This window comes from Actinosynnema mirum DSM 43827, from assembly GCF_000023245.1.
Taxonomy (GTDB): Bacteria; Actinomycetota; Actinomycetes; order Mycobacteriales; family Pseudonocardiaceae; genus Actinosynnema; species Actinosynnema mirum.
In genome coordinates this window covers 234,432-259,733 of sequence record NC_013093.1, presented here as the reverse complement: position 1 = coordinate 259,733, position 25,302 = coordinate 234,432, and the positions used below count along the sequence as shown (strand labels likewise).

The following is a 25,302-nucleotide window of genomic DNA, read 5'->3' as shown; positions in this document are numbered from 1 at the left end:
GACGGGAAGAGCGGCGCCGCGAGATCCTCGCGACGCCGCTCTTCCGCTTCCGGGGCGGGAATCCCGGTCCCCGCGGGGCGCTCAGGCGTTCAGGCGGGCCTTCACGGCGGCGGCGACCCGGCCGCCCTCGGCGCGACCGGCGACCTTCGCGTTGGCCGCCTTCATGACGAGGCCCATCTGCTTCAGGCCCGGCTGCTCGCCGCCCTGCGCCAGTTCGGCGACCGCCTCGTCGACGAGCGCGGCCAGCTCGGCGTCGTCGAGCTGCTTCGGGAGGTAGGCCTCCAGGATCGCCAGCTCCTGGCGCTCCAGCTCGGCCTTCTCGTCCCGGCCCGCGTTCGCGAAGGCCTCGGCGGCCTCGCGGCGCTTCTTCACCTCGCGGCCGAGGACCTTGAGGACCTCGTCGTCGGTGAGCTCGCGCGCCGTCTTGCCCGAGACCTCCTCGTTGGTCACCGCGGTCAGCGCCATCCGCAGCGCGCCCGCCGTGACCGACTCCCTGTTCTTCATGGCGCCGGTCAGATCGGACTGCAACCGCGCCTTGAGCTGTGCCATGCGGGCAAACCTACCGGGCACCGCGTCGAGCCCCGAATCATTTGACCGCCTACCCTCGGGGAGGTGAACACGTTCGGCCGATCCCTGCTCGCCACGACCGCACTCGGAACCGCGGCCCTCGCCTACGCGGCGGGCATCGAGCGCAGGCACTGGACACTGCGGCGCGCCACGATCCCGGTGCTGGCACCCGGTTCGACGCCCCTGAAGGTGCTGCACTTCTCGGACCTGCACATGACCCCGAACCAGACCTCGAAGCAGCGCTGGGTCGCCGGGCTCGCCGAGCTGGAGCCCGATCTCGTCGTCAACACCGGCGACAACCTCGCGCACCCGCAGGCCGTCCCCGGCGTCATCCGCGCGCTCGGCCCGCTGCTGGACTTCCCCGGCGTGTTCGTGTTCGGCAGCAACGACTACTACGCGCCGCGCCCGAAGAACCCGGCGCGCTACCTGCTGCCGTCCGCGAAGACCAAGCGCATCCACGGGCTCGACCTGCCGTGGCGCGACCTGCGCGCCGCCATGGTGGAGCGCGGCTGGATCGACCTGACCCACGTGCGGACCTCGTTCGAGGCGGGCGGTCAGCGGATCGTCGCCGCCGGCCTGGACGACCCGCACCTCAAGCGCGACCGGTACTCCGAGATCGCGGGCGCGCCCGGCAAGGCCGCGCTGCGGCTGGGCGTCACGCACTCGCCGGAGCCGAGGGTGCTGGACCCGTTCGCCGCCGACGGCTACGACCTGGTGCTCGCGGGCCACACGCACGGCGGGCAGCTGCGCGTCCCCGGCTACGGGGCGCTCGTGACCAACTGCGACCTCGACCGCGGCCGGGCCCGCGGCGTGTCCCGGTGGGGCGCGCACATGTGGTTGAACGTCTCCGCGGGCCTCGGAACCTCGCCCTACGCGCCGGTCCGCTTCGCCTGCCCGCCGGAGGCCAGCCTGCTCACCCTCGTCCCCCGCGACGTCGACGCTGGTCAGAGCGACGACGAAGCGAAGAGGGATACCGATTTCCGAGTTCGTGGGAACGTGCGGTAGAGTTCACCTCGTTCGACCCACCGGGGTGTGGCGCAGTTTGGTAGCGCGCTTCGTTCGGGACGAAGAGGTCGCAGGTTCAAATCCTGTCACCCCGACCAGAACGGGCCGGGAGCTTCTCACGAAGCTCCCGGCCCGTTCTGCTTTCCGGGCCCGTTTTCCCTCGCGCGATCCCGGCCATTCTTGACGTGACCTTCGTCTCATCACGACGGCGATGTCCGCGCGCGTTCGACGACGACCCCGCGTTCGTGGAACCCGTTTCACCGGCGAACCCGGAAAAGCGGTCGGGGCCCGTCCCCCCGGACGGGCCCCGACCTCCTCCGGAACGGCGCGGCGGCCCCCGCTTCCCCCTCCGCCGCGTTCCCCCCGCGTTCCGGACGCCCTTCGCCGGGCGGTGGTCCCACCGCCCGGCCGCGAGTCCTACGCCATGTCGCGGTTGCGAGCCGTGCGCTCCCCCATGGTCTTTCCCCCCTCGGTTCCCCAGTGGTGTTTCCGACGCCTTCGAAGGTATTCGCACCGCACCCTTTCCAGCCACTCGATTTCCCGCCTCGCCACGCTCTCGCCAACCGGCCCGGTTGGCGAATCCGTGGCGAAAAGCGGGGGCGCGGCGAGTCCTTGGCGAATCGCCAGGTCGGGTGCCTAATCTGTCGCGCGTGGACCAGGTCAAGCGCGCGATCGACCGGGCGTGCTCGCTGCACAAGTCGACCGGGGTGCGGCGGACGGGGCTGGACCGGGCGCTGGGGCCGGAGCTGCGGGCGCTGTGGGGCGTCGGCGGTTCCGACTCGCCGGACCGGGTCAGGGCGAAGGCGGTGCTCCAGCTGGAGCGGGTGTTCGCCGGGCTGGACCCGGTGGTGGCGGCCGTGGCGCGGGGGTGGTTCAACACCTCGCTGGACCCGGCCTGGTGGGAGCTGAACCTGACCGGGCGCAAGCGGCGGCTGCGCGAAGGGCTGGACCTGTCGCAGCGCACCCTGGAGCGCCGGTTCGGCGACGAGGCGCAGCCCGCGCTGATCGCGTCGCTGAGGGCTGGACCTGCGCCGGTGCCGCCCGCGGACGTGCTGGCCCGGCTGGACGCGGAGCGGCGCGCGGTGGCGGGCGACCCGCCGGACGACGGGGCTGACGAGCGGATCGGGCGCTTCCGCGAACCGGTCCCCCCGCTGGAGCAGGCGCTGCGGTTCGCGCGCGAGGAACCGCTGCACGGGCTGCGGGACCGGGAGGGGCGCCCGGTCGTGCTGGACGCCGGGGGGCACGGGGCGTGGATGCCGGTGTTCAGCACGCGCGCCCGGCTGCGGGAGTACCTGCTGGCGAACCCGGCGTTCGACGGGTTCGCGTTCACCAGCACGGGTCCGAAACTCGCCGCGGAACTCACCGCGCGGCATCCGGGAACGGGGCTCGCGGTGAATCCGGTGGCCGATCCCGAGGGAAACCTGGGGAGAACATTCACCCTTCTCCCGGAACAGGTCTGGGAACTGCTCCCGATTCGGCGTTCACCCGGTGAAAACCGCGCCGGATAACTTCCCCTGCCGCTACAGTCCGTCGAATGAGCGGTTTCGCGGTGGACACTCGTGAACTGCGCGGCGCGGCGGGATCGGTGCGCGCGGAGGTGGCCGGACTGGTGGGGAGCCCGGCGCTCAGGTACCGGGCGGACCCGGTCAGGCTCGGGCACGAGGGGCTGGGTGCGGCGCTGGCCGGGTTCGACGACGCCGCGCGGGTCGGGATCGCCGCGCTCGCGGCGGACGCCTCGGAGTTCGCGCGGCGGTTGGACGAGACCGCGGCGGCCTACGCGGAGGCGGACGCCGAGGCGGCGAGGCGCTCCGACGAGCACGGGTAGCCGCGCGTGCCGTCGGACGAGGGGGAGCCGATCGCGGGCAGCGCGGCGGTGCTGGAGAACGAGGTCGTGCGGTTGCGGCACGTCGCGGGCGCGCTGGACGAGGTCGCGGGGGCGGTGTCGCGGGCGCGGGCCGACGAGTGGAGCGGTCGGGCGCGGGAGGGGTACGACGGGGCGCGCGGGCGGCTGCGGGCGCGGTGCCTGCGCGCGGCGGAGGAGTTCACCAGGGCTGCGCGGGCGGTCGAGGGGTACCGGGCGGTGCTGCTGGAGCTCCAGCCGAGGGCGCGGTGGGCGGTCGAGGAGGCGCGGGGGCGGGGGCCCGAGGCCGAGGCGGTCGCCGAGGAGCGGGTGGACCGGTGGCGGCGGCAGCTGGAGCTGGCCGGTGACGAGGCAGCGGCGGCGGTGCGGGCCGCGATGCGCCGGATGGGTGACCTGGGCGGGGTCTTCGCCCGGCCAGGGGTTGCTCCGATCACCGCGCCGCGCACGCCCGAGGGCAGGAGTGCTCCTGTGGTGCGACCGGACCTCGGCGACGGCCCGACGTACGAGCGGAGGCTCCGGGAGCTGAACAGGGCGCTGGTGGCGGCGTTCGCCGGGCTTCCGTGAACGGATCTTCACCCGGTTACACACAGTACCCTCTTTAGGGTGAATCTTTAATATTGAACTGACTCTGCGTAACAGCGGGACGGGTCGGAGCGAAAAACGAGACACGCGCGTCGCACAACCGCACCCGCTCCTGCGAGGAGTAGCAATGAGCACCGCCGCACAGTCAGGCCCGCACGCCGAGCACCGCGACCCGACCTCCGAACCCCCGGTCCCCGCAGTTCCGGTCCCCGCAGTTCCGGTCCCCCCGGCCCCGGTCCCCGAAGCGCCACCGCGGGCGTCCGCGACCGCGGGTCTGGGGAGCGTCGTCCTCGCGCTGGCCGTGGTGGGCGCGGCGTCCCTGGCGGCGGACCTGACCTCCCCGGTCTTCGGGGCGGCGACCGGGGCGCTGCTGCTGCTCGGCGCCGCGGCGGTCCGCGCGCTGCGCAGGGCGGGGAGGACGGCGGACCGCATCTTCGCCGAGGAACTCCCCCGACCGGGAACCGGGCCGGCCACCCTCCCCGGCCCACGAACCCCGTCGGACGCCCACCACAAGCCGACCACCCGCCGCACCACCCCCACCTCCCGCCGCAGGCCGGGCCGAACCAGGCGCCCCCACCGAACGGCAGGCCGGAACGGCCGCTGAACGCCCCGGCAACGCCGAAAACCCCCAAGACCACCCCGGTGGCCGCCTCACGCTGATCGAGACGGCCACCGGGCTCCTGGACGGCGGCCGGGGAAGTCGGCCGCCGCCCCAGCCCCCGGACCGCGCGCCCGCCCGGATCACGCGCCGCCGCCGCGCCCCGCAGCCCACCCGGCGTCTCCCCGAAGTCCTTCCTGCCCCGAAGGGGTGGTGGACGGGGGGAACGGCTTCCCGCGTCGTCGTCGGCCGCGCACAGTGCGGCCGTGGACCCCGCGACCCCGCCCCAGGCCCCTGCCCCCGACCACCGCGCCGACCACCGCGCCGAGCTGCGCCGCGCCTACGCCACCGGCGAGCTCGCCGGGCTCCCCGTGTTCGGGGGCGGCTTCATCAACTTCGGCTTCTGGCGGGGCATCCCCCTCCACGGCCCGCTGTCCGCCGAGGACCGCGTCGCCTCCCAGGCCGCCCTCTACGACCTCGTGCTCGACGCCCTCTCCCCCACCGGCCGCAGCACCCTGGAGATCGGGTGCGGGCAGGGGGTGGGCGCGCTGCGGGTGCTGCTCCGGGCGCCCTCCCGGTGCGCCGGGGTCGACCAGGAGCCCGAGCAGGTCGGGCGGGCCCGCCTGGCGGCGCCCGAGGGGGAGTTCGCGGTCGGGTCGGCGGGGGCGCTGCCGTTCGGGGACGGCGAGTTCGAGCGCCTGCTGTCGGTGGAGGCCGCGCAGCACTTCGACGACCTCGGCGCGTTCGCCCGCGAGGCGGCCCGCGTGCTCTCCCCCGGCGGTCGGTTGGCCGTCGCCACGTTCTTCGCCGCCGACGCCTCCGCGGCGCCCGAGCTGTCCCGGCTGCTGGCCACGTTCGCCCGCGGCCTCGACCTGCCCCACCCGATCGGGGGCTTCCTTGACCGGTTGCGCGAGGCCGGGTTCGGCGACGTGGCGGCCACGAGCGTGGGCGAGCACGTGTGGCGCGGCCTGGACCGCTGGCTGGAGCTGGGGCCCGCGCCCGAGCGGTGGGACCGCAACTGGTTGGTCGCCGCCGAGCGGGGGCTGCTGGACTACCACCTGGTCACCGCGACCAAGCCGGCAGGATCGGGGGTGTGACGACGCACCCGACAGCTCCAGTCCCGGACCCGCTGTTCCCCGACCCCGAGGCGGAGGCCCGCTGGCGGGACCGCTTCACCGCGCCCAGGGTGAGCCTGCCCCAGTGGGCGGAGGACGCGCCGGACCGGAACCTGTACCTGTCGAACTCCAGCGGCGTGTGGGAGGTCTACGCCTGGGACCGGGCGTCCGACGAGCACCGCAAGGTCACCGACCGCCCCAACGGCACCTCGCACGCCGCGCTCACCCCGGACGGCGAGCGGATCTGGTGGTTCTCCGACACGGACGGCGACGAGTTCGGCGTGTGGGTGACCGAGCCGTTCACCGCGACGGGTGACAAGGCCGAGCCCGCGGTGCCGGACGTCCCGGCCGCCTACCCGGCGGGCCTGGGCATCGGCGACGAGGTCGTGGTCATCGGCGCGTCCACCGACGACGGCACCACCGTCTACCTCTCGCGCGCGGGCGGCCCCGCCGAGGTGCTCTACCGGCACGCGAACGACGCGGGGCTCGGCGCGCTGTCCAAGGACGAGACGCTGGTCGCGATCGCGCACTCCGAGCACGGCGACAACCGGCACACCGCGCTGCGCGTGCTGACCACCTCGGGCGAGACCGCGGCGGAGAAGTGGGACGGCCCCGGCAAGGGCCTGGACGCGATCGCGTTCAGCCCGGTGCGCGGCGACAACCGGCTGCTGGTGATGCACGAGCGCCGGGGCCGCGAGGAGCTGCTGGTCTGGGACGTGGCCGCGGACGCCGAGACCGAGGTCGTGGTGGACCTGCCCGGCGAGATCTCCGCCGACTGGTACCCGGAGGCGGACGCGCTGCTGGTGGTGCACACCTTCCGGGCGCGCAACACGCTGCACCGCTACGACCTGGCGACCGGCGCGCTGACCGCGCTGGAGACCCCGCACGGCTCGGTGGGCTCGGTCGGGGTGCGGCCGGACGGCGACGTGGAGTACTCGTGGTCGTCGGCCGCGCGCCCCGGCGTGGTGCGGGTGCTGACCGCGTCCGGCGAGGACCGGGTGCTGCTCTCGCCCGCAGGTCACCGGCCGCCGCCGTCGGCCGAGCTGCGCGACGTGTTCGTCGGCGACGTGCACGCCCTGGTCGCCAGGCCGGAGGGCGCGCCGGACGGCCCGCTGCCGACGGTGTTCAGCCTGCACGGCGGGCCGCACGCGGCGGACGAGGACCGGTTCTCGGCGTACCGGGCGGTGTGGCTGGACGCCGGGTTCGCGGTGGTGCACGTGAACTACCGGGGCTCCACCGGGTACGGCTCGGCGTGGCGGGACGCCATCGAGGGCAGGCCGGGGCTGACCGAGCTGGAGGACGTCGCCGCGGTGCACGACTGGGCCGTGCGCGAGGGCTTCGCGGACCCGGCCAGGTGCGTGGTCAACGGCGCCTCGTGGGGCGGGTACCTGTCGCTGCTGGCGCTGGGGACGCAGCCGGAGCGCTGGGCGGCCGGGGTCGCGGGCGTGCCGGTGGCGGACTACCTGGCGGCGTACGAGGACGAGATGGAGCCGCTGCGGGCGTTCGACCGGGCGCTGTTCGGCGGGTCGCCGCAGGAGGTGCCGGAGCGGTACCGGCTGTGCTCGCCGCTGACCTACGTGGACGAGGTGCGCGCGCCGGTGCTGGTGCTGGCGGGCGAGAACGACCCGAGGTGCCCGATCCGGCAGATCGACAACTACCTGGACCGGCTCGCGGCGCGGGGCTCGGAGTACGAGGTGTACCGGTACGACGCCGGGCACGGGTCGCTGGTGGTGGCGGAGACGATCGCGCAGACCGCCGCCGAGGTCGACTTCGTGCGGCGCAGGCTGGGCTGACCGAACGGCTGACGCGGGTACGGGCCTGCGGCCTCACCGGCCGCAGGCCCGTTCCGCGTTTCAGCGCCAGTCGCGCGGCGCCAGGTGTGCGGCACCCCCTCACGCCCGCCGCAGCGCGAGCCCGGTGCGCAGCGCGCCGATCGCCTCGGCGACGGCCTCCCGCCCGGCCGTGCCGACGCCGAGCACGTTGGCGAAGCCGTGGATCAGCCCGTCGTGCCTGCGCAGCACGACCGGCACGCCGCTCTCCGCGAGCCTGGCCGCGAACGCCTCGCCCTCGTCGCGCAGCGGGTCGAGCCCCGCCGTGGCCACGTAGGTCGGCGGCAGGACGGACAGGTCCGGGGCGAGCAGCGGCGAGAGCCTCGGGTCGTGGTGGGTGGACGGGTCGGGGGCGTAGTTGCCCATGAACCAGTCCATCTTGGGCCGGGTGAGGAAGAAGCCGCGCGCGAACAGGTCGCGGGAGCCGCCGGTGGCGGTGGCGTCGAGCGAGGGGTAGAGCAGCAGCAGGAACGCGGGCCGGTGGTCGGCGTCGGCGGCGCTGAGCGCGGCCGAGGCGGCGAGGTTGCCGCCCGCGCTGTCGCCGCCGAGCGCGATGCGGTCGGGGTCGGCGCCGAGCTCCTCGGCGTTGGCGACGGCGTACCGGTAGGCGGCGTCGGCGTCGTCGGCGGCTGCGGGGAACCGGTGCTCGGGGGCGAGCCGGTAGTCGACCGCCAGCACGCGCACGCCCGCGCCCACCGCGAGGTGGCGGCACAGGTCGTCGTGGGTCTCCAGGTCGCCGCTGACCCAGCCGCCGCCGTGCAGGAACACCAGCAGCGGGGAGCCCTCGGGCAGCCCCTGCGGGGTGTAGTGCCTGGCCTTGAGGTGCTCGTCGACCAGCACCTGCCTGGTGACGACCCGGTGCGGCCCAGGGCCCTCGACGAGGGCCGTGGTGCGGCGGAGCGAGGCGCGGCTGGTGGCCGGGGACGAGGTGGACCAGCCCGTGCCGGACAGCTCCTGCATACGCAGCAGCAGCTGGGTGTCCGGGTGGAGGGTTTGGCCGTGGACCACGCGGGGCGGTCCGGTGAGGAGTCGGCGGACCGGGGCGGGCAGGGCGAACGCGGCGCGCAGGCCCGCGGCCAGCACTCCGGTGGGGACCCTGTCGGCGAGCTTCGACATGTGACCGACGCTACCTGCGGGTAGGTCGTGGGGCGAGAGGTTGGACCTCGACCTAACTGGAGGTGGCAGGATCGGGCGCATGACGGTCACCGTGGTGGGCATCGGCGGTTCGCTCCGCGCCAACTCCTCGTCCGAGCGCGCGCTGCGCCTGGTCCTGTCCGGCGCGGCGGAGACCGGCGCGCGGATCGTGGAGGTGTCCGGCCCGGACCTGGTGCTGCCGTTCTACGACCCGACCGAGCCGACCCGCCCGGAGGCCGCCCGCAGGCTGGTGGAGGCGCTGCGCGTCGCGGACGGCGTGGTGCTGGTGTCGCCCGGCTACCACGGGACGGTGTCCGGGCTGGTCAAGAACGCCCTGGACTACGTGGAGGACCTGCGCGGGGACGAGCGCCCCTACCTGGACGGCAGGGCGGTGGGCTGCGTGGCGACCGCGATGGGCTGGCAGGCCTCGGTGACGACGCTGACCTCGCTGCGCTCGATCGTGCACGCCCTGCGCGGCTGGCCGACCCCGCTGGGGGCGTCGGTGAACACCCGCGAGGTGAAGTTCGACGAGGCGGGCGAGTGCTCCAGCGCCGAGGTGGCCGAGCAGCTGCGCACGGTCGGCAGGCAGGTGGGCGAGTTCGCCGCGAGCCGCGCGAAGCGGTGGTGACTTCGGAGAACCGCCGGGAGCACGCGGAAGGGCCGCCCTCGCACGAGGGCGGCCCTTCCGCGTGCTGGGAGCGTCAGGCCTGCTGGGCCTGCCACATCCAGTGGGCCTCTTCGAACTGCTTGGTGATCTCGATCAGCAGGTCCTGGGTGACCGGGTCCGGCTTGTCGGTCTCGTCGATGCGCTCGCGCATCCGCCCGATGAGGGCGGCGAGGGTGGTGACGACGGCCTTGACGACGTCGTCCTCCTTGAGCCAGCCGTCCGGGAACTCCGGCACCCCGGAGGACTCCGCCACGGTCCTCGCCTTGCCGTTGGGCGTGACGCCCAGGGCGGCGGCGCGCTCGGCCACCTGGTCGGCGTAGGTCCGCGCGGTGGTCACCAGCTCGTCGAGCTGGAGGTGCACGCTGCGGAAGTTCTTGCCGACCACGTTCCAGTGCGCCTGCTTGGCGACCAGGGACAGGTCGACCAGGTCCACGAGGGTGGCCTGCAGGACGTGGCCGACCGCGTCCTTGGCCTCGTCCGACAGCGGACTGGTGATCGGGGACTTGCTCATGGCGTCCAGCTCCTCCTTCACACGGTGGCGCGTCACACGGTGGTGGTGAGAGCCACCTCGATGTTGCCTCGGGTCGCGTTGGAGTACGGGCAGACCTGGTGGGCGGTCTCGACGAGCTTGTGGGCCGCGGCCTCGTCGGCGCCGGGGATGTGCACGGCGAGCTCGACGGTCAGGCCGAAGCCGCCCTGGTCGTTGGGGCCGATGCCGACCTTGGCGGTGACCGTGGAGTCGGTGATGTCCGCCTTGGCCTGGCCCGCGACCCGCTTGAGCGCGCTGTGGAAGCAGGCCGCGTAGCCCGCCGCGAACAGCTGCTCGGGGTTGGTCTTGTCGCCGCCGGGGCCGCCGAGCTCCTTCGGCATGGCGAGCTGCTCGTCGATCACGCCGTCGGAGGACCGGACCTCGCCGTTGCGCCCGTCGCCCACTGCGATCGCCTCGGCGGTGTACAGCACGTTCATGGTCGAGTCTCCTTAGAGCCGGTGGCGGCGGGATCTCGTTGTCCCGCAATGGCGTCAACGCCGCCGGCCACACGTTCTTACCCGGTCGTGCGCCAGCTCACTCTCCGCAGCGGGTGAGTACCCGCGCCGGACTGGATCAACCGGGGTGAGACCCGCGCCACCGCCCGATCCGGTCCGGCGCGGTCCGATCAGGACCTGCCGTCGAAGGCCGCGGCGATCCGGTCGCCGACTCCCTTGTCGATGTTGCGCCAGTACTCGAAGACGCGGCGCAGCACGGGCTCGGACACCCCGTTGCCCGCGTGCGCGACCACGGTCTCGACCAGCCGGTCGCGCTGGGCGTCGTCCATGACCTCGCGCACGAGCGTGCCCGCCTGGCCCCAGTCGTCGTCCTCGGGGTGCAGCCGGTACGCGGAGCGCACGACGGCGTCCTCGACGCCGTAGGAGGTGGTGGCCTCGGACCCGACCGCCGCCGAGGCGTGCGGGCCGCCGTAGGAGTTGGGCGCGTACACCGGGTCGCTGGCGTTGCCGTAGCGCATCGCGCCGTCCTTGGCGTACGAGTCCACCCGCGACTTGGGCCGGTTCACCGGCAGCTGCGCGTAGTTCGCGCCGATGCGGTACCGGTGCGCGTCGGGGTAGGCGAAGATCCGGCCGAGCAGCATCTTGTCCGGGGAGGCCCCGATGCCGGGCACCAGGTTGGTGGGCTCGAACGCGGCCTGCTCGATCTCGGCGAAGTGGTCGGACGGGTTGCGGTCCAGCACCAGCTTGCCGACCTCGATGAGCGGGTAGTCGCCCTGCGGCCACACCTTGGTGAGGTCGAACGGGTTGAACCGGTAACCGGCGGCGTCCTCGTACGGCATGACCTGCACGTGCAGCGTCCACGAGGGGAACTCGCCGCGCTCGACGGCGTGCCACAGGTCGGCGCGGTGCGCGTCGGCGTCCTCGCCCGCGATCCGGGCGGCCTCGTCGGCGGTGAGCGTCTCGATGCCCTGGTCGGTCTTGAAGTGGTACTTCACCCAGTGCCGCTCGCCCTCGGCGTTCTCCCACAGGTAGGTGTGCGAGCCGTACCCGTTCTGGTGGCGCCAGGTGCGCGGGATGCCCCGGTCGCCCATGAGCCAGGTGACCTGGTGGGCGGTCTCGGGCTGGAGGGTCCAGAAGTCCCACTGCATGTCGTGGTCGCGGCGGCCGGTGTCGACGCGGCGCTTCTGGGAGCGGATGAAGTCGGGGAACTTGATCGGGTCGCGCAGGAAGAACACCGGGGTGTTGTTGCCGACCAGGTCGTAGTTGCCCTGGCTGGTGTAGAGCTTGAGCGCGAAGCCGCGGGGGTCGCGCCAGGTGTCCGGGGAGCCCAGCTCGCCCGCGACGGTGGAGAAGCGCAGCAGCGCCTCGGTCCTCACGCCGGGCTGGAACAGGGCCGCCTTGGTGTAGCGGGAGACGTCGGCCGTGGTGGTGAAGTGGCCGAAGGCGCCGCCGCCCTTGGCGTGAACCACCCGTTCGGGGACGCGTTCCCGGTTGAACTGGGCGTTCTTCTCGATGAGGTAGTGGTCCTGGAGCAGGATCGGCCCGTTGGGGCCGAGGGTCAGCGAGTGGTCGTCGCTGGCGATCGGGATTCCCGCGTTGTTGGTGGTGGGACGTGCGTCGGTCACGGTGCTCGTCGCTCCTCTGGCGCTCGTCGGTCGGTCCGGTCCCCCTGGGTTCCCGCCCGCGTGGTGGGCGCAACCCACCCAACGCCCTTTTCTGGAACAAGTCAAGAAAGTGAGCAGGTAAAGATGTTGCGCGTGAGAGCGAGGATGTCCCGGTGAGCCTGAACGCCTACCGGTCCGTGCTGCGCACCCCCCAGGTCGTCCCGACCATGCTGGTCGTGCTGCTGGCGCGGATCCCGATCACCGGCGTCGGCATGACGTTGACCATGCACGTGCTGCTCGCCCTCGACCACGGCTACGCCGCCGCCGGCCTGGTCGGCATGGCGGCCACGGCGGGCAGCGCGATCGGGTCGCCGCTGCTGGGGCGGATGCTGGACCGGCGCGGGCTGCGCGCGGTGGTCGGCGTGTCGATCGTGGTGGAGGCCCTGTTCTGGCTCACCGCGCCGCTGCTGTCCTACCCGGCGCTGCTGGTGACCGCGTTCCTGTCCTCGCTGGCCGCGCTGCCGGTGATGAGCCTGGGCAGGCAGGCGCTGACCGCGCTGGTGCCGGAGAGCGGCAGGCGCACCGCGCTGGCGCTGGACTCGATGGCGGTGGAGCTGGCGTTCATGGCGGGCCCGGCGCTCGGCGTGTTCCTGGGCACGCACTGGACCGGGCGGCCCGCGATGTGGGTGATCGGCACGGCCGTGGTGCTGTCCGGGCTGCTGCTGTGGGTGGTGGACCCGCCGCTGCGGGCCGGTGGCGCCGCGCCCGGCGGGCAGGCCCCGCGCGGGTGGCTGGACCGGCGGCTGGTCGGGGTGCTGATCAGCGCGGGCGGCGCGACGTTCCTGCTGACCGGGGTCGAGCTGGCGACGGTGGCGCAGATGCGCGCCCAGGGCCTGACCGAGTGGACCGGGGCCGCGATCGTGGTGATGTGCGCGGCGTCCCTGGTCGGCGGGTTCTGGTACGGCGGGTTCGAGCGCCCTGTGCCGGTCTGGGCGCTCATGGCCGGGATGGGGGTCCTCACCCTGCCGCTGGTGCTCGCGGGGGGCTCACCGTGGCTGCTGGGGCCCGCGCTGGCGCTGTCGAGCTTCCTGTGCGCGCCGACGCTGACGGCGACCGGCGAGGCGATCACGACGATGGCCCCGGAGGGGGCGCGCGGCACGGCGCTGGGCCTGCAGGGCGCGGCGTTCACGCTGGGGTCCGCCCTCGGCCAGCCGGTGGCGGGCTGGGCGATCGACGGCGTGGGGCCGTCGGCCGGGTTCGCGGTGGCGGCGCTGGGCTCGCTGGCGATCGCCGGGCTCGTGGTGCTGCTGGGCGTCCGGGGACGGACGCCGGAGCCGGTGGTCGCGGGCTGAGCCCGGACCACCGGCGGCCAGGCCACCGGACACCGATCCACCGGAGGCCCGACCACCCGAGGGTGGCCTCCGCCGGAAGCGGGGCCACCCTGCGCGGCTCGATCAGGCGGGCTGGACGTTCTCAGCCTGCGGCCCCTTGGGACCCTGGGTCACCTCGAACGTGACGGCCTGGTTCTCCTCCAGGGACCGGTAGCCGGAGGCGTTGATTGCGGTGAAGTGCACGAACACGTCCGGCCCACCGCCGTCCTGCTCGATGAAACCGAAGCCCTTCTCGGCGTTGAACCACTTCACCTTGCCAGTTGCCACTGCCTTCTCCTCTGCCGTGAAACATGTCGAACAACCACCACACCGGCCGAACACTCCGGGGCGCGGGCGCGATCCTGCACAGGGCTGCCGCGTGTCGCTCGGCGACACGACGCGACCCGCGCGGGCTTCCCCCGATCGTGGTTGCGGGCTGAGCCTAAAGCAGAACCGCCCGCTTGGCGCGCCCGCGCCACGCTCAAAGCTCCCGAAGAGCTTCGTACAACCGCTCCACGCCCGGTCTCGCCGCCGCGTAATGCGCCGCCGCGACCGGGTCCGGTTCGTACCGCCGCTCCGGAAAGACCAGGTCAGCGGTGCCCGCCAGCGAGTCCAGCCCGCCGAGCGAGCGCCACGCCAGCAGCGCGGCGCCCACGGCCGAACCTCCGGTGTCCTCCGTGATCTCGAGTGGGACGTCCAGCGCGGCGCACAGCACCGACGCCCACAGCTCGTGCCGCAGCGCGCCGCCGGTGGCCCGCACCAGGCGCACCTCGGCGACCGACCGCACCGCGTCCAGCACCAGCGCCAGCTGCTGCGCCACGCCCTCCACGAGGGCCCTGGTCAGCTCGGCGCGCCCGTGCTCGCGGCGGAGCCCGACCACGGCCGACGTCGCGTCAGCGTCCCACCAGGGGGCCCGCTCGCCCAGCAGGTACGGCAGCGCCGTCACCCCGGACGCGCCGACCGGCACGCGCGCGGCCTCGTCGAGCAGCTCCACCACGTCGGCGCCGAACGACTCGGCCGCCCACGAGGCGACCACGCCGCCGTTGCTGACCGCCCCGCCGACCGTCCACAGCCCGTCGCCGATGGCGTAGCAGAACACCCGGCCGCGCTCGTCCACGGCGGGTTCGGGGCTCACCACGCGCAGCGCCCCGCTGGTGCCCAGCGACAGCGCCGCCACACCGGGCACGATCGCGCCGACGCCCAGGTTGGCCAGCGGCCCGTCACCGCCGCCGAGCACGACCGGCGTGCCGGGGGCGACCCCGTCGACGGCCGCGCGCAGCGGGAACGAGTCGGTGGGCGCGTGCAGCTCGGGGAGCTGGTCGGCGCGCACCCGCGCGTGCGCGAGCGCCTCCGGGTGCCAGTCGAGCGCCCGCAGGTCCATGAGCCCGGTCGCCGACCCGGACGAGTGCTCGGTCGCGAGCACCCCGGTCAGGTGGGCGAAGACGTAGTCCTTCAGCCCGCACCACCGGTGCGCCTCGACCCGGTGGTCGGCGAACCAGCGCAGCTTCACCAGCGGCGACATGGTGTGCACGGGCGTGCCGGTGGCCCGGTGCAGCGCGACGCCGTCCCCGGCCCGCAGCCGCGCCACCTGCTCGACCGCGCGCCGGTCCGCCCAGCTGAGGGACGGGGTCACCGGTCTGCCGGACTCGTCGAGCCCGAGCAGCGTGTGCAGCGCGCCGGTCAGCACCAGCGCGCGCACGCCCTCGGGACAGGCCAGCGCCACCTCGGACACCGCCGCCAGCGCGGCGGCGAGCACCTCGTCCGGGTCCTGGGTGGCCTCCCCGGACGGCGTGGTCCGCATCGGGTACCCGCGCTCGGTCGAGCGCAGCACCCGTGCGCGGAGGTCGACCGCGACCACCTTGGTCGCGGTCGTCCCCAGGTCGACCGCGAGCACAACCCCCTCGTCGCGCACCGCCTACAGCCTGCCCGCCAGTTCCTCGGCGATCTCGTAGGTGTTGAGGGCGGCGCCCTTGCGCAGGTTGTCCCCGCACACGAAGAAGTCGAGCGCGTTCGGGAAGTCCAGCGCCTGGCGGACCCGGCCGACGTAGGTCGGGTCGCCGCCCACGACGTCGGCGGGCGTCGGGAAGCGCTGGGCCTCCGGCTCGTCCACCAGGACGACCGACGGCTGCTCCTCGAAGATCTTGTGCGCCTGCCCGACGGTCACCGGCCGCTCGAACACGGCGTGGACGGCCAGCGAGTGCGTGGTCACCACGGGCACCCGCACGCAGGTCGCCGAGACCTTCAGGTCCGGGATGCCGAGGATCTTGCGGGACTCGTTGCGGACCTTCAGCTCCTCGCTGGTCCACCCGTCGTCCTTGAGGGACCCGGCCCACGGCACCACGTTCAGCGCCAGCGGCGCGGGGAACGGCGAGTCGGACACCGGCAGGCCCGCCGCGTCGAGCGCCTCGCGCACGTCGCCCGCGCGCTCGCCGACCTGCTTGCCGGAGACGGCCTCGACCTCGGCGCGGAGCCGGTCGATCGCGGCCTGCCCGCCGCCGGACGCGGCCTGGTAGGAGGCGACGACCAGCTCGCGCAGCCCGAACTCGCGGTGCAGCGCGCCGATCGCGGCCATCATCGACAGCGTCGTGCAGTTGGGGTTGGCGATGATCCCCTTGGGACGGTCGCCGATCCGGTCCGCGTTGACCTCGGGCACCACCAGGGGCACCTCGTCGTCCATGCGGAACGCGCCGGAGTTGTCGACGGCGACCGCGCCGCGCGCGGCGGCGATCGGCGCCCACCGCGCGGACACCTCGTCGGGCACGTCGAACATGGCGACGTCGACGCCGTCGAACGCCTCGGGGGTCAGCTCGACGACGGTGAGGTCCTCGCCGCGCACGTGGATCTTCTTGCCCGCCGAGCGCGCGGAGGCGATCAGCCGGATCTCACCCCACGGCACGGTCTCCCGGTTGTTGATGATCGAGATCATCACCGTGCCGACCGCGCCGGTGGCGCCGACCAGTGCCAGTACCGGACCGCCGCTCATCGACCGCTACCCCCGTACACGACAGCCTCCTCGTCGCCACCGAGCTCGAACACGTCGTGCAGCGCGCGCACGGCGTCGTCGAGCTGGGTGTCCCTGCAGATGACCGAGATGCGGATCTCCGAGGTGGAGATGATCTCGATGTTCACGCCCGCGCTGGCCAGCGCCTCGCAGAAGGTGGCCGTGACGCCGGGGTGCGAGCGCATCCCCGCGCCGATCAGCGACACCTTGCCCACGTGGTCGTCGTAGATGACCTTCTCGAAGCCGATCTCGCCGCGCGCCTTCTCCAGGGCGGCCACCGCGCGGGGGCCGTCGTCCTTGGGCAGCGTGAACGTCACGTCGGTGCGACCGCTGACGGCCTGCGAGACGTTCTGCACGACCATGTCGATGTCGATCTCGGCCTCGGCGACGACGCGGAAGATCCGCGCGGCCACGCCGGGGTGGTCGGGCACCGCCGTGACCGTGACCTTGGCCTCGGACCGGTCGTGCGCGACGCCGGTGATCATCGCCTGTTCCACGGGAAGGTCCTCCACTGATCCGGAGACCGTGGTCCCCGGCTTGTTGCTGAACGAGGAGCGGACGTGCACGGGCACGTTGTAGCGGCGGGCGTACTCGACGCAGCGCAGCATCAGCACCTTGGCGCCGCAGGCGGCCATCTCCAGCATCTCCTCGTAGGAGATGCTCTCCAGCCGCTTGGCGTTGGGCACGATGCGCGGGTCGGCGGTGAAGACGCCGTCCACGTCGGTGTAGATCTCGCACACGTCCGCCTTGAGGGCGGCGGCCAGCGCGACGGCGGTGGTGTCCGTGCCGCCCCGGCCGAGCGTGGTGATCTCCTTGGTGCCCTGGCTGACGCCCTGGAAGCCCGCGACGATCGCGATGTGGCCCTCGGCGAGCGCGTCCTGGATGCGGCTGGGCGTCACGTCGATGATGCGCGCCTTGCCGTGCACCTCGGTGGTGATCACGCCCGCCTGCGAGCCGGTGTAGGACCGGGCGGACGCGCCGAGGGAGCTGATCGCCATGGCCAGCAGGGACATCGAGATGCGCTCGCCCGCGGTGAGCAGCATGTCGAGCTCGCGGCCCGGCGGCACCGGGGCGACCTGGTGGGCGAGGTCGAGCAGCTCGTCGGTCGAGTCGCCCATCGCGGAGACCGCCACGACGACGTCGTTGCCCGCTTTGCGCGTCGCGACGATCCGCTCGGCCACCCGTTTGATCCGCTCGGCGCTCTCCACCGAGGAACCGCCGTACTTCTGGACGACGAGCGCCACCGCGTTCTCCTCCCAGGTCAGGAAACCCCTGTTCGCACGGCAGACTACCCGGACCACTGAGTGGACCGGCCCCGCCGTGGCCGGCACTACCCTCGTCGCCGTGCCGACCGTGGACGCAGGACCAGACAGCCCCGAGCGCGCGCCGTCGACGCGCGGACCCCTGGCCGGCCTGGCGGAGCACCGGTTCGCGCCGGTCATCGCCCCCGGCGCGCTCTACCTGCTGGTGAGGCTGCTCGGGGTGCTGGTGCTCGCGCTGATGTCCGACCACTGGGACAAGGACGTCGCGAAGGTGCTCACCTCGTGGGACGGGCAGTGGTTCCTCGGCATCGCGCAGGGCGGGTACGGGGGCGTCACCCCGGCGCTGGTGGACGCGTTCGGCAGGCGCTCGGCGGAGACGCCGCTGGCGTTCTTCCCCGGCTACCCGCTGCTGGTGGGCTGGGTGGGGGCGCTGCCGGGGGTGTCGGCGGTGGGCGCGGCGTTCTCGGTGAGCCTGGTGAGCGGGGTGTTCTGCGCGTACGGCCTGCACCGGCTGGGGCGCTCGGTGCGCGGCGGGTCGGAGCGGGCCGGGCTGGTGCTGGTGGTGCTGTTCGCCGCCTCGCCGATGGCCGTGGTGCTGTCGATGGCCTACTCGGAGGCGCTGTTCTGCGCGCTGGCCGCGTGGTCGCTGGTGGGCGTGGTGGAGCGGCGCTGGGTGCTGGCCGGGCTGTGCGCGGCCGGGGCCGGGCTGGTGCGGCCGACGGCGGGCGCGCTGGTGCTGGCGGTGGGGCTGGCCGCGCTGGTGGCCGTGTGGCAGCGGCGGGACGGGCTGCGGCCGTGGGCAGGCGGGGTGCTGGCGCCGCTCGGGATGCTGGGCTACCTCGGGTTCGTGGCGGTGCGCACCGGGCAGCTGGACGGCTGGTTCGCGGTGCAGCAGCGCGGCTGGGGGTCGAAGTTCGACGGCGGGGCGGCGACCTGGAGGTTCACCTGGGAGATCCTGGCGAACCCGAGGTCGGTGCTGGAGCTGGTGACGGTGTGGCTGCTGCTGGGCGCGCTCGCGCTCGTGGTGGTGTGCGTGCGGCGGCGGCTGGAGTGGCCGCTGGTGGTGTACGCGGTGGGCGTGATCGTGATGGACCTGGGCTCGAACGGGCTGATGAACTCCAAGGCCCGGCTGCTGCTGCCCGCGTTCGCGCTGCTGCTGCCGATCGCGCTGTCGCTGGCCAAGCGGCGGACGGGCGCGGTGGTGTCGGTGCTGGCGGGTGTCGCGGTGTTCGGGGCGTGGTTCGGGGCGTACTCGATCACCGCGTGGCAGTACGCGATCTGAGCTGACCGGGAAGGCGGGAGAGGGCTGTGGCGCGGAACGGTGCGGAGCAGGGCGGTTCAGGGCAGGGCGGTCTCGAACTGGCCGGGGTGATCGCGGACCGGTGGAGCCCCAGGGCGTTCGACGCGGGCGCGGCGCTCGGCGAGGACGAGGCGCGCTCGCTGTTCGAGGCGGCGCGGTGGGCAGCCTCACACGGGAACACCCAACCGGCCCGGTTCCTGCTCGCCCGGCGCGGCGAACCGGCGCACGAGCGGGTCTTCGCGGCGCTCAGCCGGGGCAACCGGACCTGGGCCGGGTCGGCGTCCGCGCTGGTCGTGGCCGCGCTGGCCACCTCGGACGCCAAGGGGCCGCTGCCGAACGCGGAGTTCGGGCTGGGGCTGGCGGTGCAGAACCTGGTGCTCCAGGCGGTGCAGCTCGGGCTGGTCGCGCACCAGATGGGCGGATTCGACCCCGAGGCGCTCCGGGAGGCGTTGTCCATTCCAGGGGACGTGCGCCCGGTGGTGGTGATCGCGGTCGGCCGGGAGGGCGACGGCTCGGATTTGCCGGAGGACCTGCGCGCGAAGGACGAAAGGCCCCGCAAGCGCAAGCCGCTGGCCGAGACGGTGTTCTCCGGGAAATGGGGCGAAGCCGCTTTCACCCCGGAAACTCCCGCCACGTCGTGACGGGAGTCCAGGTGAGGGCGACCTCGTTCAGCGAGCGATCAGCCGTGCCAGCAGACTGGTCACGACCAGCCAGAACACGGCCGCGAGACCGTAGTTGACGATCAGCTCGACGCTCTCGTCGGAGAACTGGAACAAACCGGGGAAGAACAGTGCCAGCGGGTTGGCCAGCTGCGAGATGAACTGGAAGAACGCGTTGGTCGACTCGGCCCCGAGGAGCACCATGAGGATGAACAGGACCTCGATGACCGCGAAGACGACCCCGACCCCGCTGATCACCCTGGCAGCGGTGTAGCTCCCGCTGCTCGCACGAGTGGTGGAACGCCATCTGGACATGGCCGAGAAATGCCCGAGCCCCGTTCCGGTGAAACACGATGGGGTGAAATTCCACCATCTGGGCTCCCCCTCGCACCAGTCTGGGGGTTGTGGTTAACCTGGTGAGCGTGCAGCGCAACCTCCTGCTTCGCCGCCGTGACGGGGTCTGACCAGACCGGCCCCCCGTCGCGGGTCCGAGCGTTGCCGCCGGTCGTCCTCCCGAACCGGCGCCAGGAGCACCAGAGCCCATGAGCACCATCTCGCCCGACGCGTACAGCACCGGCACCAGCCGCATCCGCCCTCCCGCCCGCCCGGCCCCCGAGGGCCAGCCCGCGTGGAACCCGCAGCGCGGCACGTCCATGCCGGTGCACCGCTACCGCCCGTTCCACGAGCTGGTCGAGACCGTCGACCTGCCCGACCGCACCTGGCCCGCCAAGCGGATCACCCAGGCCCCGCAGTGGTGCGCGGTGGACCTGCGCGACGGCAACCAGGCGCTGATCGACCCGATGTCGCCCGCCCGCAAGCGCAAGATGTTCGACCTGCTGGTGCGCATGGGCTACAAGGAGATCGAGGTCGGCTTCCCGGCGGCATCGCAGACCGACTTCGACTTCGTCCGCGAGATCATCGAGGACGGCGCGGTCCCGGACGACGTCACCATCCAGGTGCTGACCCAGTGCCGCCCTGAGCTGATCACCCGCACGTACGAGTCGCTGCGCGGCGCGCACAAGGCGATCGTGCACTTCTACAACTCCACCTCGGTGCTCCAGCGCAAGGTCGTGTTCCGCGCCGACCGCGACCGGATCAAGGCGATCGCCACCGACGCGGCGCGGTTCGCGCTGGAGGAGGCGAAGAAGTACCCGGAGACCGAGTTCCGCTACGAGTACTCGCCCGAGTCCTACACCGGCACCGAGCTGAGCTACGCGCTGGAGGTGTGCGACGCGGTCTCGGAGATCATCGCGCCCACCCCCGAGCTGCCGATGGTGATCAACCTGCCCGCGACCGTCGAGATGGCGACGCCGAACGTGTACGCCGACTCGATCGAGTGGATGTCGCGCCACCTGGCCCGGCGTGACTCGATCGTGCTGTCGCTGCACCCGCACAACGACCGGGGCACCGGCGTGGCCGCCGCCGAGCTGGGCTACCTGGCGGGCGCGGACCGCATCGAGGGCTGCCTGTTCGGCAACGGCGAGCGCACCGGCAACGTGTGCCTGGTGACGCTGGGCATGAACATGTTCAGCCAGGGCGTCGACCCGCAGATCGACTTCTCCGACATCGACGAGGTCCGCCGCACGGTCGAGTACTGCAACCAGCTGCCCGTGCACGAGCGGCACCCGTACGGCGGCGACCTGGTGTTCACCGCGTTCTCCGGCAGCCACCAGGACGCCATCAAGAAGGGCTTCGAGGCGCTGGAGGCGGACGCGAAGGACGCCGACAAGCACGTCGACGAGTACCCGTGGGAGGTCCCGTACCTGCCCATCGACCCGAAGGACGTCGGCCGCAACTACGAGGCGGTCATCCGGGTCAACTCCCAGTCCGGCAAGGGCGGGGTGGCGTACGTGATGAAGAGCGAGCACCACCTGGACCTGCCGAGGCGGCTGCAGGTGGAGTTCTCGCGGGTGATCCAGGAGGTCACCGACACGCAGGGCGGCGAGGTCGGCCCGAAGGAGATCTGGGACGCCTTCGCGGACGAGTACCTGCAGGGCGTCGCGCCGCTGCGGCTGCTGAAGCACGAGCTGTCCAGCGACGGCACCGGCTCGGAGTCGATCAAGACCGTGCTGGTGGTCGACGGCGAGACCCAGGACGTGACGGGCACCGGCAACGGGCCGATCGCCGCGTTCGTGGACGCGCTGGCGTCGGTGGGCTACGACGTCCGGGTGCTGGACTACTCGGAGCACGCCCTGTCCTCCGGCGACGACGCCCGCGCGGCCTCGTACGTGGAGTGCTCGGTGGGCGACCGCGTGCTGTGGGGCGTGGGCGTCGACAGCTCCACCGTGGCCGCGTCGCTGCGGGCCCTGGTGTCGGCCGTGAACCGCGCCAACCGCTAGTCCCCAACCCCCACCGCGCCCCCTCGGCACCGGCCGAGGGGGCGCGGTGCCGTCCGGGGTCCGTTCAGCCGGGGGTCGTTCAGCCGGGGGTCGCTCAGACGGCCAGGGGTTCCGGCCCGCCGTCCCTCAGCGCCTCCCTGCGCTGCGCGGCGCGCACCGCCACGCCCGCGGGCACCCCGATGAGGGTCGCGACCGCGAGCGAGGCGATCAGGGCCAGCACGGGGTCGTCCAGGAGCGTGCCGCCGAAGTAGCCCAGCAGTCCCACGTACGCGCTCCACAGCAGCGACCCGACGGCCGCGATCGGCAGGAACCGCAGGGCCCGCCAGCGCAGCGCGCCCACCAGCAGCGCGGCCACCACCCCGCCTCCGGGCACGAACCGCACCGCCACCAGCACCGCCTCGCCCCGCCCGGCCAGCCGGGCGCGGGTCCAGTCCAGCACCGCGCGGGACCCGGCCCTGCGCTCGAACCTCGCCAGCGCCCGCCCGCCGAGCGCCCGCCCGATGGCGAGGTTGACCAGGTCGGCCACCGTGCACCCCGCCGCCGCGACGGCGATCACGGCCCCGAGCGGCAGCTCGCCGGACGCCGCGAGCACGCCGCAGGCGATCAGCACGGCCTCGGTCGGCGCCAGCGGCACGGCGGCAACGGCGAACAGCACCAGCAGTGGTGTCACACCGGGTGCAACGCCGCTGGCCGCCCGGTTGCTCCGCCGAACGGACTACGTTCAGGTAACCGACAGGCTTCACCGGCGGAACCCACCGTGATCACCGCAGCGAGCGGGGCGCGCGGCGGGGCCGCGGCTCGCGAGCCCACACCCGAGGTGGGGCCTGGCGGGTTGCCGCCCAGCGGGCTCACCGCCCAGCGGGCTGGGGTTTGGCGGGCTTGCAGCCCAGCGGGCTGAGGGCTGGCGCCCCGAGGCCCAGCGCACCCGAAGCCCAGCGCGCCCGAAGCCCAGCGGGCCCGAAGCCCAGCGGGCCCGAAGCCCAGCGGGCCCGGAGCCCAGCGGGCCTGGGGCCTGGGGCCTGGGGCCTGGGGCCTGGGGCCTGGGGCCTGACAAGCGTGCGCCCCAGTGCGCCCGAAGCCCAGCAGGCCCAGGGCCCGGCAAGCGCGCCCCAACGCGCCCGAAGCTCAGCGCGCCCCGAGGCGTGGTGAGCCTGCGGCTCACCGGGCGTGGGTCGGGGCCGCGAAGGTCAGCTCGCGCAGCTCCCGCTCCGCGTCCTCCACCCGCCGGTGCAGCGCGAGCCGCGCGTCGGCGGCGTCCAGGGCCGCCGCGATCGTGGTCTGCGCGGCCGTCGGCGGCAGCCGGACCACCAGCTCCCCCATGGCCCGCGTGGTCACGTGCGGGACCGCCCCGCCGGACAGCAGCCGCTCCAGACCGGCCGCGCCCTCGGGCGAGTTCAGGAAGTGCGCCAGGTACCCCGGCACCACCCCGGTCCCCGGCCGCAGCCGCAGGCAGCCGGGCCCGAGCAGCCACCCGTCCTGGTCCGCCCCGACCACCCCGTACCGCCCCGTACCGCCCGAGCGTCCCCGCCCGAGCGTCCCCGTCCGGGCGCACACCACGTCCCCGGCCCGCAGCGCGTACCGGTCGCCCCGCGCGGGCGCCAGGTCGTGCGCGCCCCGGTCCACCCGCCCGCCGCCGATGTTGCGCGGCAGCACCACCGGCACGCCGTCCCCGCGCGCCATGGTCCCCGGCCCGGCCGCCACCTCGGCGATCCGCCCGAGCGGGACCTCCGCCCGCGGCACGCCCCCGGTGGCGGCCAGCGCGGCGGCGAACGCCCGCTCGCCCTCGGCCTCCCGCGCGGCGACCGCGCCCCGCAGCCCGCTCAGCTCGGCGCGCAGCGCGTCGACCTCCGCGAGCAGGTGCTCCAGCGGCGCGGACGCGGCGGCGGGACGTGCCACGTACCCGGCGGGCGCGAGCCGGAAGTCGTTGCGCGCGATCTCCGCCCGCGCCGCCGACCGGCTGAACCCCTCCTGCCCGGCGAACCGCCGCCCACCCCGCTCAGCCCGCCGCCGGTGCTCGCCGACCACCCGGTCGACGACCGCGTCGTCCACCACGCGCCCGCCCGGCTCACCGCCACCGGCCGCGTCGACGAACAGCACCTCCGGGTCGACCGGTCCAGCACCGGGCGCGCGCAGCACCCACACCACCGCGCGGGACGACCGCCCCGGCAGGGCGACCACGCACTCGACGACCCCGGCCTCGACCAGGGCCCGCCGCACCGCCACGTCCCGGCCCGCCTGCCCGGACGCGGTGCTGCCCGGCACGAGCAGCGCGGCCCGCCCGCCGGGCGCGAGCTCGCGCAGCGCGTGCTGGACCCAGGCGAGACCGGCGCCGCGCGCGGACGGCTCGCCGAGCGGCGGCCCCTCGCCGCCGGGTGGGGCGAGGGTGACCGGCGGGTGCGCCACGACCACGTCGAACAGCTCGCACCGGAACCCGTCCCCGTGCGCGCGCAGGTCGGCGGACATGCCCCTGATCCCCAGCAGCGCGGCGCAGACGCGCGACGACACCTCGTCGGCAGCCCGCCCGGACAGCGCCCCGGCGCCGGGGCTCTCGGGGGCGAGGTGCCCGGCGACCGCGACCAGCAGCCTGCCGTCACCGCAGCACGGGTCGTGCACGGTCTCACCGGGCCGGGGGTCGACCAGCTCGACCAGGCAGCGGGCCAGCGGCGGCGTCCGGTGCCCGGCGTCCCGGCCGGGCCGGGAGAGCAGCGCGTCCGCGACCCGCGCGGGCTCCTCGGCCGCGTCGGCGGCGAGCACGGCCGCGAGCACGGCGGCGAGCACGGCCGCGGGCAGCGCACCGCCCGCCTCGACGTCCGCCCCCGGCAGCCGGGCGTCCACCAGCAGCCCGCGCACCCGCGCGCCCGCCCCACCCCGAGCGGCGGCCACGAGCGCGCCCCAGCCCGCCGGATCGGCGACGCGCAGGCGCAGCAGCCCCAGCGGGAAGTCGACGCCCAGGCCGGAAGCGACCCGCAGCGGTTCCGCGTGCGCGAGCAGCGCGGGCGCCCGCCCAGGCGCGACAGGCCCCCGCTCGACCACCGGCGCGGGCCGCCCAACGCCGCGCAGGAACCGGTGCTGGTAGGTGGCGCCCTCGGCCTCGTCGCGGCGCAGCGCGGTGCGCGGGACCCGCCGCCCGGCCAGCCACCGCCCGACCTCGGCCGCGTCGAACAGCTCCTGCCCGGCGGCCTCGCGCGGCCGGGGGAAGTCCCGGTGCCGCTTGCGCCAGTTGCTGATCGCGCTGGCCCTGACCGACAGCAGCTCGGCGATCCCGCCCGCCGTCAGCAGCTTCGGCTGCAAGCCCACCCGGCCTCCTCGTCGCCGGGAAGACCACCGCCGGTGACGATCACCGAGCAGGTACGCGCCCCACTCACCGCTGTGAACCAGCCCCGCGAACCACCTCGCCCAGCTGCGAAAAAGGCCGGGGCGGGGAC

24 protein-coding genes and 1 tRNA gene are annotated in these 25,302 nt (G+C 74.1%); 13 read left to right on the top strand and 12 right to left on the bottom strand.

What is annotated here, in order from left to right; all coding sequences use genetic code 11:
* Positions 1-81: 81 nt before the first annotated feature.
* Positions 82-549: a GatB/YqeY domain-containing protein gene (locus AMIR_RS01205; protein WP_012782866.1), complete on the bottom strand. Its 468-nt coding sequence runs from the start codon at positions 547-549 to the stop codon at positions 82-84.
* A 63-nt stretch (positions 550-612) separates the two neighbouring features.
* Here AMIR_RS01205 and AMIR_RS01200 point away from each other — a divergent pair, with 63 nt between their 5' ends.
* From AMIR_RS01200 to AMIR_RS01165, 8 genes are all read left to right on the top strand, one after another.
* Entirely contained in the window at positions 613-1,572 is a 960-nt protein-coding gene (locus AMIR_RS01200; protein ID WP_012782865.1) for a metallophosphoesterase, read from the top strand.
* A 21-nt stretch (positions 1,573-1,593) separates the two neighbouring features.
* Positions 1,594-1,670, top strand: a tRNA-Pro gene (locus AMIR_RS01195).
* A 552-nt stretch (positions 1,671-2,222) separates the two neighbouring features.
* The gene (locus AMIR_RS01190; protein WP_041836506.1) at positions 2,223-3,080 is read left to right on the top strand and encodes a hypothetical protein; all 858 of its coding nucleotides are present in this window, start codon (positions 2,223-2,225) and stop codon (positions 3,078-3,080) included.
* 26 nt (positions 3,081-3,106) lie between these two features.
* The gene (locus tag AMIR_RS01185) at positions 3,107-3,397 is read left to right on the top strand and encodes a hypothetical protein (protein ID WP_143760609.1); all 291 of its coding nucleotides are present in this window, start codon (positions 3,107-3,109) and stop codon (positions 3,395-3,397) included.
* 6 nt (positions 3,398-3,403) lie between these two features.
* Positions 3,404-3,997: a putative T7SS-secreted protein gene (locus AMIR_RS35220; RefSeq protein WP_049796718.1), complete on the top strand. Its 594-nt coding sequence runs from the start codon at positions 3,404-3,406 to the stop codon at positions 3,995-3,997.
* 145 nt (positions 3,998-4,142) lie between these two features.
* Positions 4,143-4,619: a hypothetical protein gene (locus AMIR_RS01175; protein ID WP_012782863.1), complete on the top strand. Its 477-nt coding sequence runs from the start codon at positions 4,143-4,145 to the stop codon at positions 4,617-4,619.
* A gap of 260 nt (positions 4,620-4,879) precedes the next feature.
* Entirely contained in the window at positions 4,880-5,710 is an 831-nt protein-coding gene (locus AMIR_RS01170) for a class I SAM-dependent methyltransferase (RefSeq protein WP_012782862.1), read from the top strand.
* Positions 5,707-7,521, top strand: coding sequence for a S9 family peptidase (locus AMIR_RS01165; RefSeq protein WP_012782861.1), 1,815 nt, complete (start codon positions 5,707-5,709; stop codon positions 7,519-7,521). Before AMIR_RS01170 ends, AMIR_RS01165 begins: the two co-directional genes overlap by 4 nt.
* 99 nt (positions 7,522-7,620) lie before the next feature.
* Here the strand turns inward: AMIR_RS01165 and AMIR_RS01160 are convergent, their stop codons facing one another.
* Positions 7,621-8,673, bottom strand: a complete 1,053-nt coding sequence (locus tag AMIR_RS01160; protein ID WP_012782860.1) for an alpha/beta hydrolase — start codon at positions 8,671-8,673, stop codon at positions 7,621-7,623.
* A 79-nt stretch (positions 8,674-8,752) separates the two neighbouring features.
* Here AMIR_RS01160 and AMIR_RS01155 point away from each other — a divergent pair, with 79 nt between their 5' ends.
* On the top strand, positions 8,753-9,319 hold the full coding sequence (locus AMIR_RS01155) for an NADPH-dependent FMN reductase (RefSeq protein WP_012782859.1): 567 nt from the start codon (positions 8,753-8,755) through the stop codon (positions 9,317-9,319).
* 73 nt (positions 9,320-9,392) lie between these two features.
* Here AMIR_RS01155 and AMIR_RS01150 read toward each other — a convergent pair whose 3' ends face one another.
* From AMIR_RS01150 to AMIR_RS01140, 3 genes are all read right to left on the bottom strand, one after another.
* Complete coding sequence (locus AMIR_RS01150; protein ID WP_012782858.1) at positions 9,393-9,869, bottom strand: Dps family protein; 477 nt, start codon at positions 9,867-9,869, stop codon at positions 9,393-9,395.
* A gap of 32 nt (positions 9,870-9,901) precedes the next feature.
* Positions 9,902-10,324 carry an organic hydroperoxide resistance protein gene (locus tag AMIR_RS01145; protein WP_012782857.1) on the bottom strand — a complete coding sequence of 141 codons (423 nt, stop codon included), beginning with the start codon at positions 10,322-10,324 and terminating at the stop codon, positions 9,902-9,904.
* A gap of 188 nt (positions 10,325-10,512) precedes the next feature.
* On the bottom strand, positions 10,513-11,967 hold the full coding sequence (locus AMIR_RS01140; RefSeq protein WP_012782856.1) for a catalase: 1,455 nt from the start codon (positions 11,965-11,967) through the stop codon (positions 10,513-10,515).
* A gap of 152 nt (positions 11,968-12,119) precedes the next feature.
* Between AMIR_RS01140 and AMIR_RS01135 the strand changes: the two genes are divergently transcribed.
* The gene (locus AMIR_RS01135; protein ID WP_012782855.1) at positions 12,120-13,298 is read left to right on the top strand and encodes an MFS transporter; all 1,179 of its coding nucleotides are present in this window, start codon (positions 12,120-12,122) and stop codon (positions 13,296-13,298) included.
* A 102-nt stretch (positions 13,299-13,400) separates the two neighbouring features.
* Here AMIR_RS01135 and AMIR_RS01130 read toward each other — a convergent pair whose 3' ends face one another.
* The 4 genes from AMIR_RS01130 to AMIR_RS01115 form a co-directional block, all read right to left on the bottom strand.
* Positions 13,401-13,604 carry a cold-shock protein gene (locus AMIR_RS01130; protein ID WP_012782854.1) on the bottom strand — a complete coding sequence of 68 codons (204 nt, stop codon included), beginning with the start codon at positions 13,602-13,604 and terminating at the stop codon, positions 13,401-13,403.
* Positions 13,605-13,797: 193 nt separating this feature from the next.
* A complete protein-coding gene (locus AMIR_RS01125; protein ID WP_012782853.1) occupies positions 13,798-15,228 on the bottom strand; it encodes a gluconokinase in 1,431 nt (476 codons plus the stop codon).
* 3 nt (positions 15,229-15,231) lie between these two features.
* Positions 15,232-16,299 (bottom strand): aspartate-semialdehyde dehydrogenase, encoded by a 1,068-nt coding sequence (locus AMIR_RS01120; protein WP_012782852.1) that lies wholly within the window; start codon positions 16,297-16,299, stop codon positions 15,232-15,234.
* Positions 16,296-17,561, bottom strand: a complete 1,266-nt coding sequence (locus tag AMIR_RS01115; protein ID WP_012782851.1) for an aspartate kinase — start codon at positions 17,559-17,561, stop codon at positions 16,296-16,298. The genes AMIR_RS01120 and AMIR_RS01115 overlap by 4 nt, the downstream gene beginning before the upstream one ends.
* A gap of 76 nt (positions 17,562-17,637) precedes the next feature.
* Between AMIR_RS01115 and AMIR_RS01110 the strand changes: the two genes are divergently transcribed.
* Together AMIR_RS01110 and AMIR_RS01105 are read left to right on the top strand one after the other, a co-directional pair.
* Positions 17,638-18,861, top strand: coding sequence for a glycosyltransferase family protein (locus AMIR_RS01110; RefSeq protein ID WP_012782850.1), 1,224 nt, complete (start codon positions 17,638-17,640; stop codon positions 18,859-18,861).
* Between the two features lie 26 nt (positions 18,862-18,887).
* Entirely contained in the window at positions 18,888-19,520 is a 633-nt protein-coding gene (locus AMIR_RS01105; protein ID WP_012782849.1) for a nitroreductase family protein, read from the top strand.
* A gap of 27 nt (positions 19,521-19,547) precedes the next feature.
* Here the strand turns inward: AMIR_RS01105 and AMIR_RS01100 are convergent, their stop codons facing one another.
* On the bottom strand, positions 19,548-19,853 hold the full coding sequence (locus tag AMIR_RS01100; protein WP_012782848.1) for a hypothetical protein: 306 nt from the start codon (positions 19,851-19,853) through the stop codon (positions 19,548-19,550).
* 227 nt (positions 19,854-20,080) lie between these two features.
* On the opposite strand from AMIR_RS01100, the gene leuA reads away from it, so the two are divergent.
* Positions 20,081-21,877 carry a 2-isopropylmalate synthase gene (gene leuA, locus AMIR_RS01095; protein WP_012782847.1) on the top strand — a complete coding sequence of 599 codons (1,797 nt, stop codon included), beginning with the start codon at positions 20,081-20,083 and terminating at the stop codon, positions 21,875-21,877.
* Between the two features lie 94 nt (positions 21,878-21,971).
* Here the strand turns inward: leuA and AMIR_RS01090 are convergent, their stop codons facing one another.
* On the bottom strand, positions 21,972-22,547 hold the full coding sequence (locus AMIR_RS01090; RefSeq protein ID WP_012782846.1) for a DedA family protein: 576 nt from the start codon (positions 22,545-22,547) through the stop codon (positions 21,972-21,974).
* Positions 22,548-23,035: 488 nt separating this feature from the next.
* The gene (locus AMIR_RS01085) at positions 23,036-25,174 is read right to left on the bottom strand and encodes an N-6 DNA methylase (RefSeq protein ID WP_012782845.1); all 2,139 of its coding nucleotides are present in this window, start codon (positions 25,172-25,174) and stop codon (positions 23,036-23,038) included.
* Positions 25,175-25,302 lie beyond the last annotated feature (128 nt).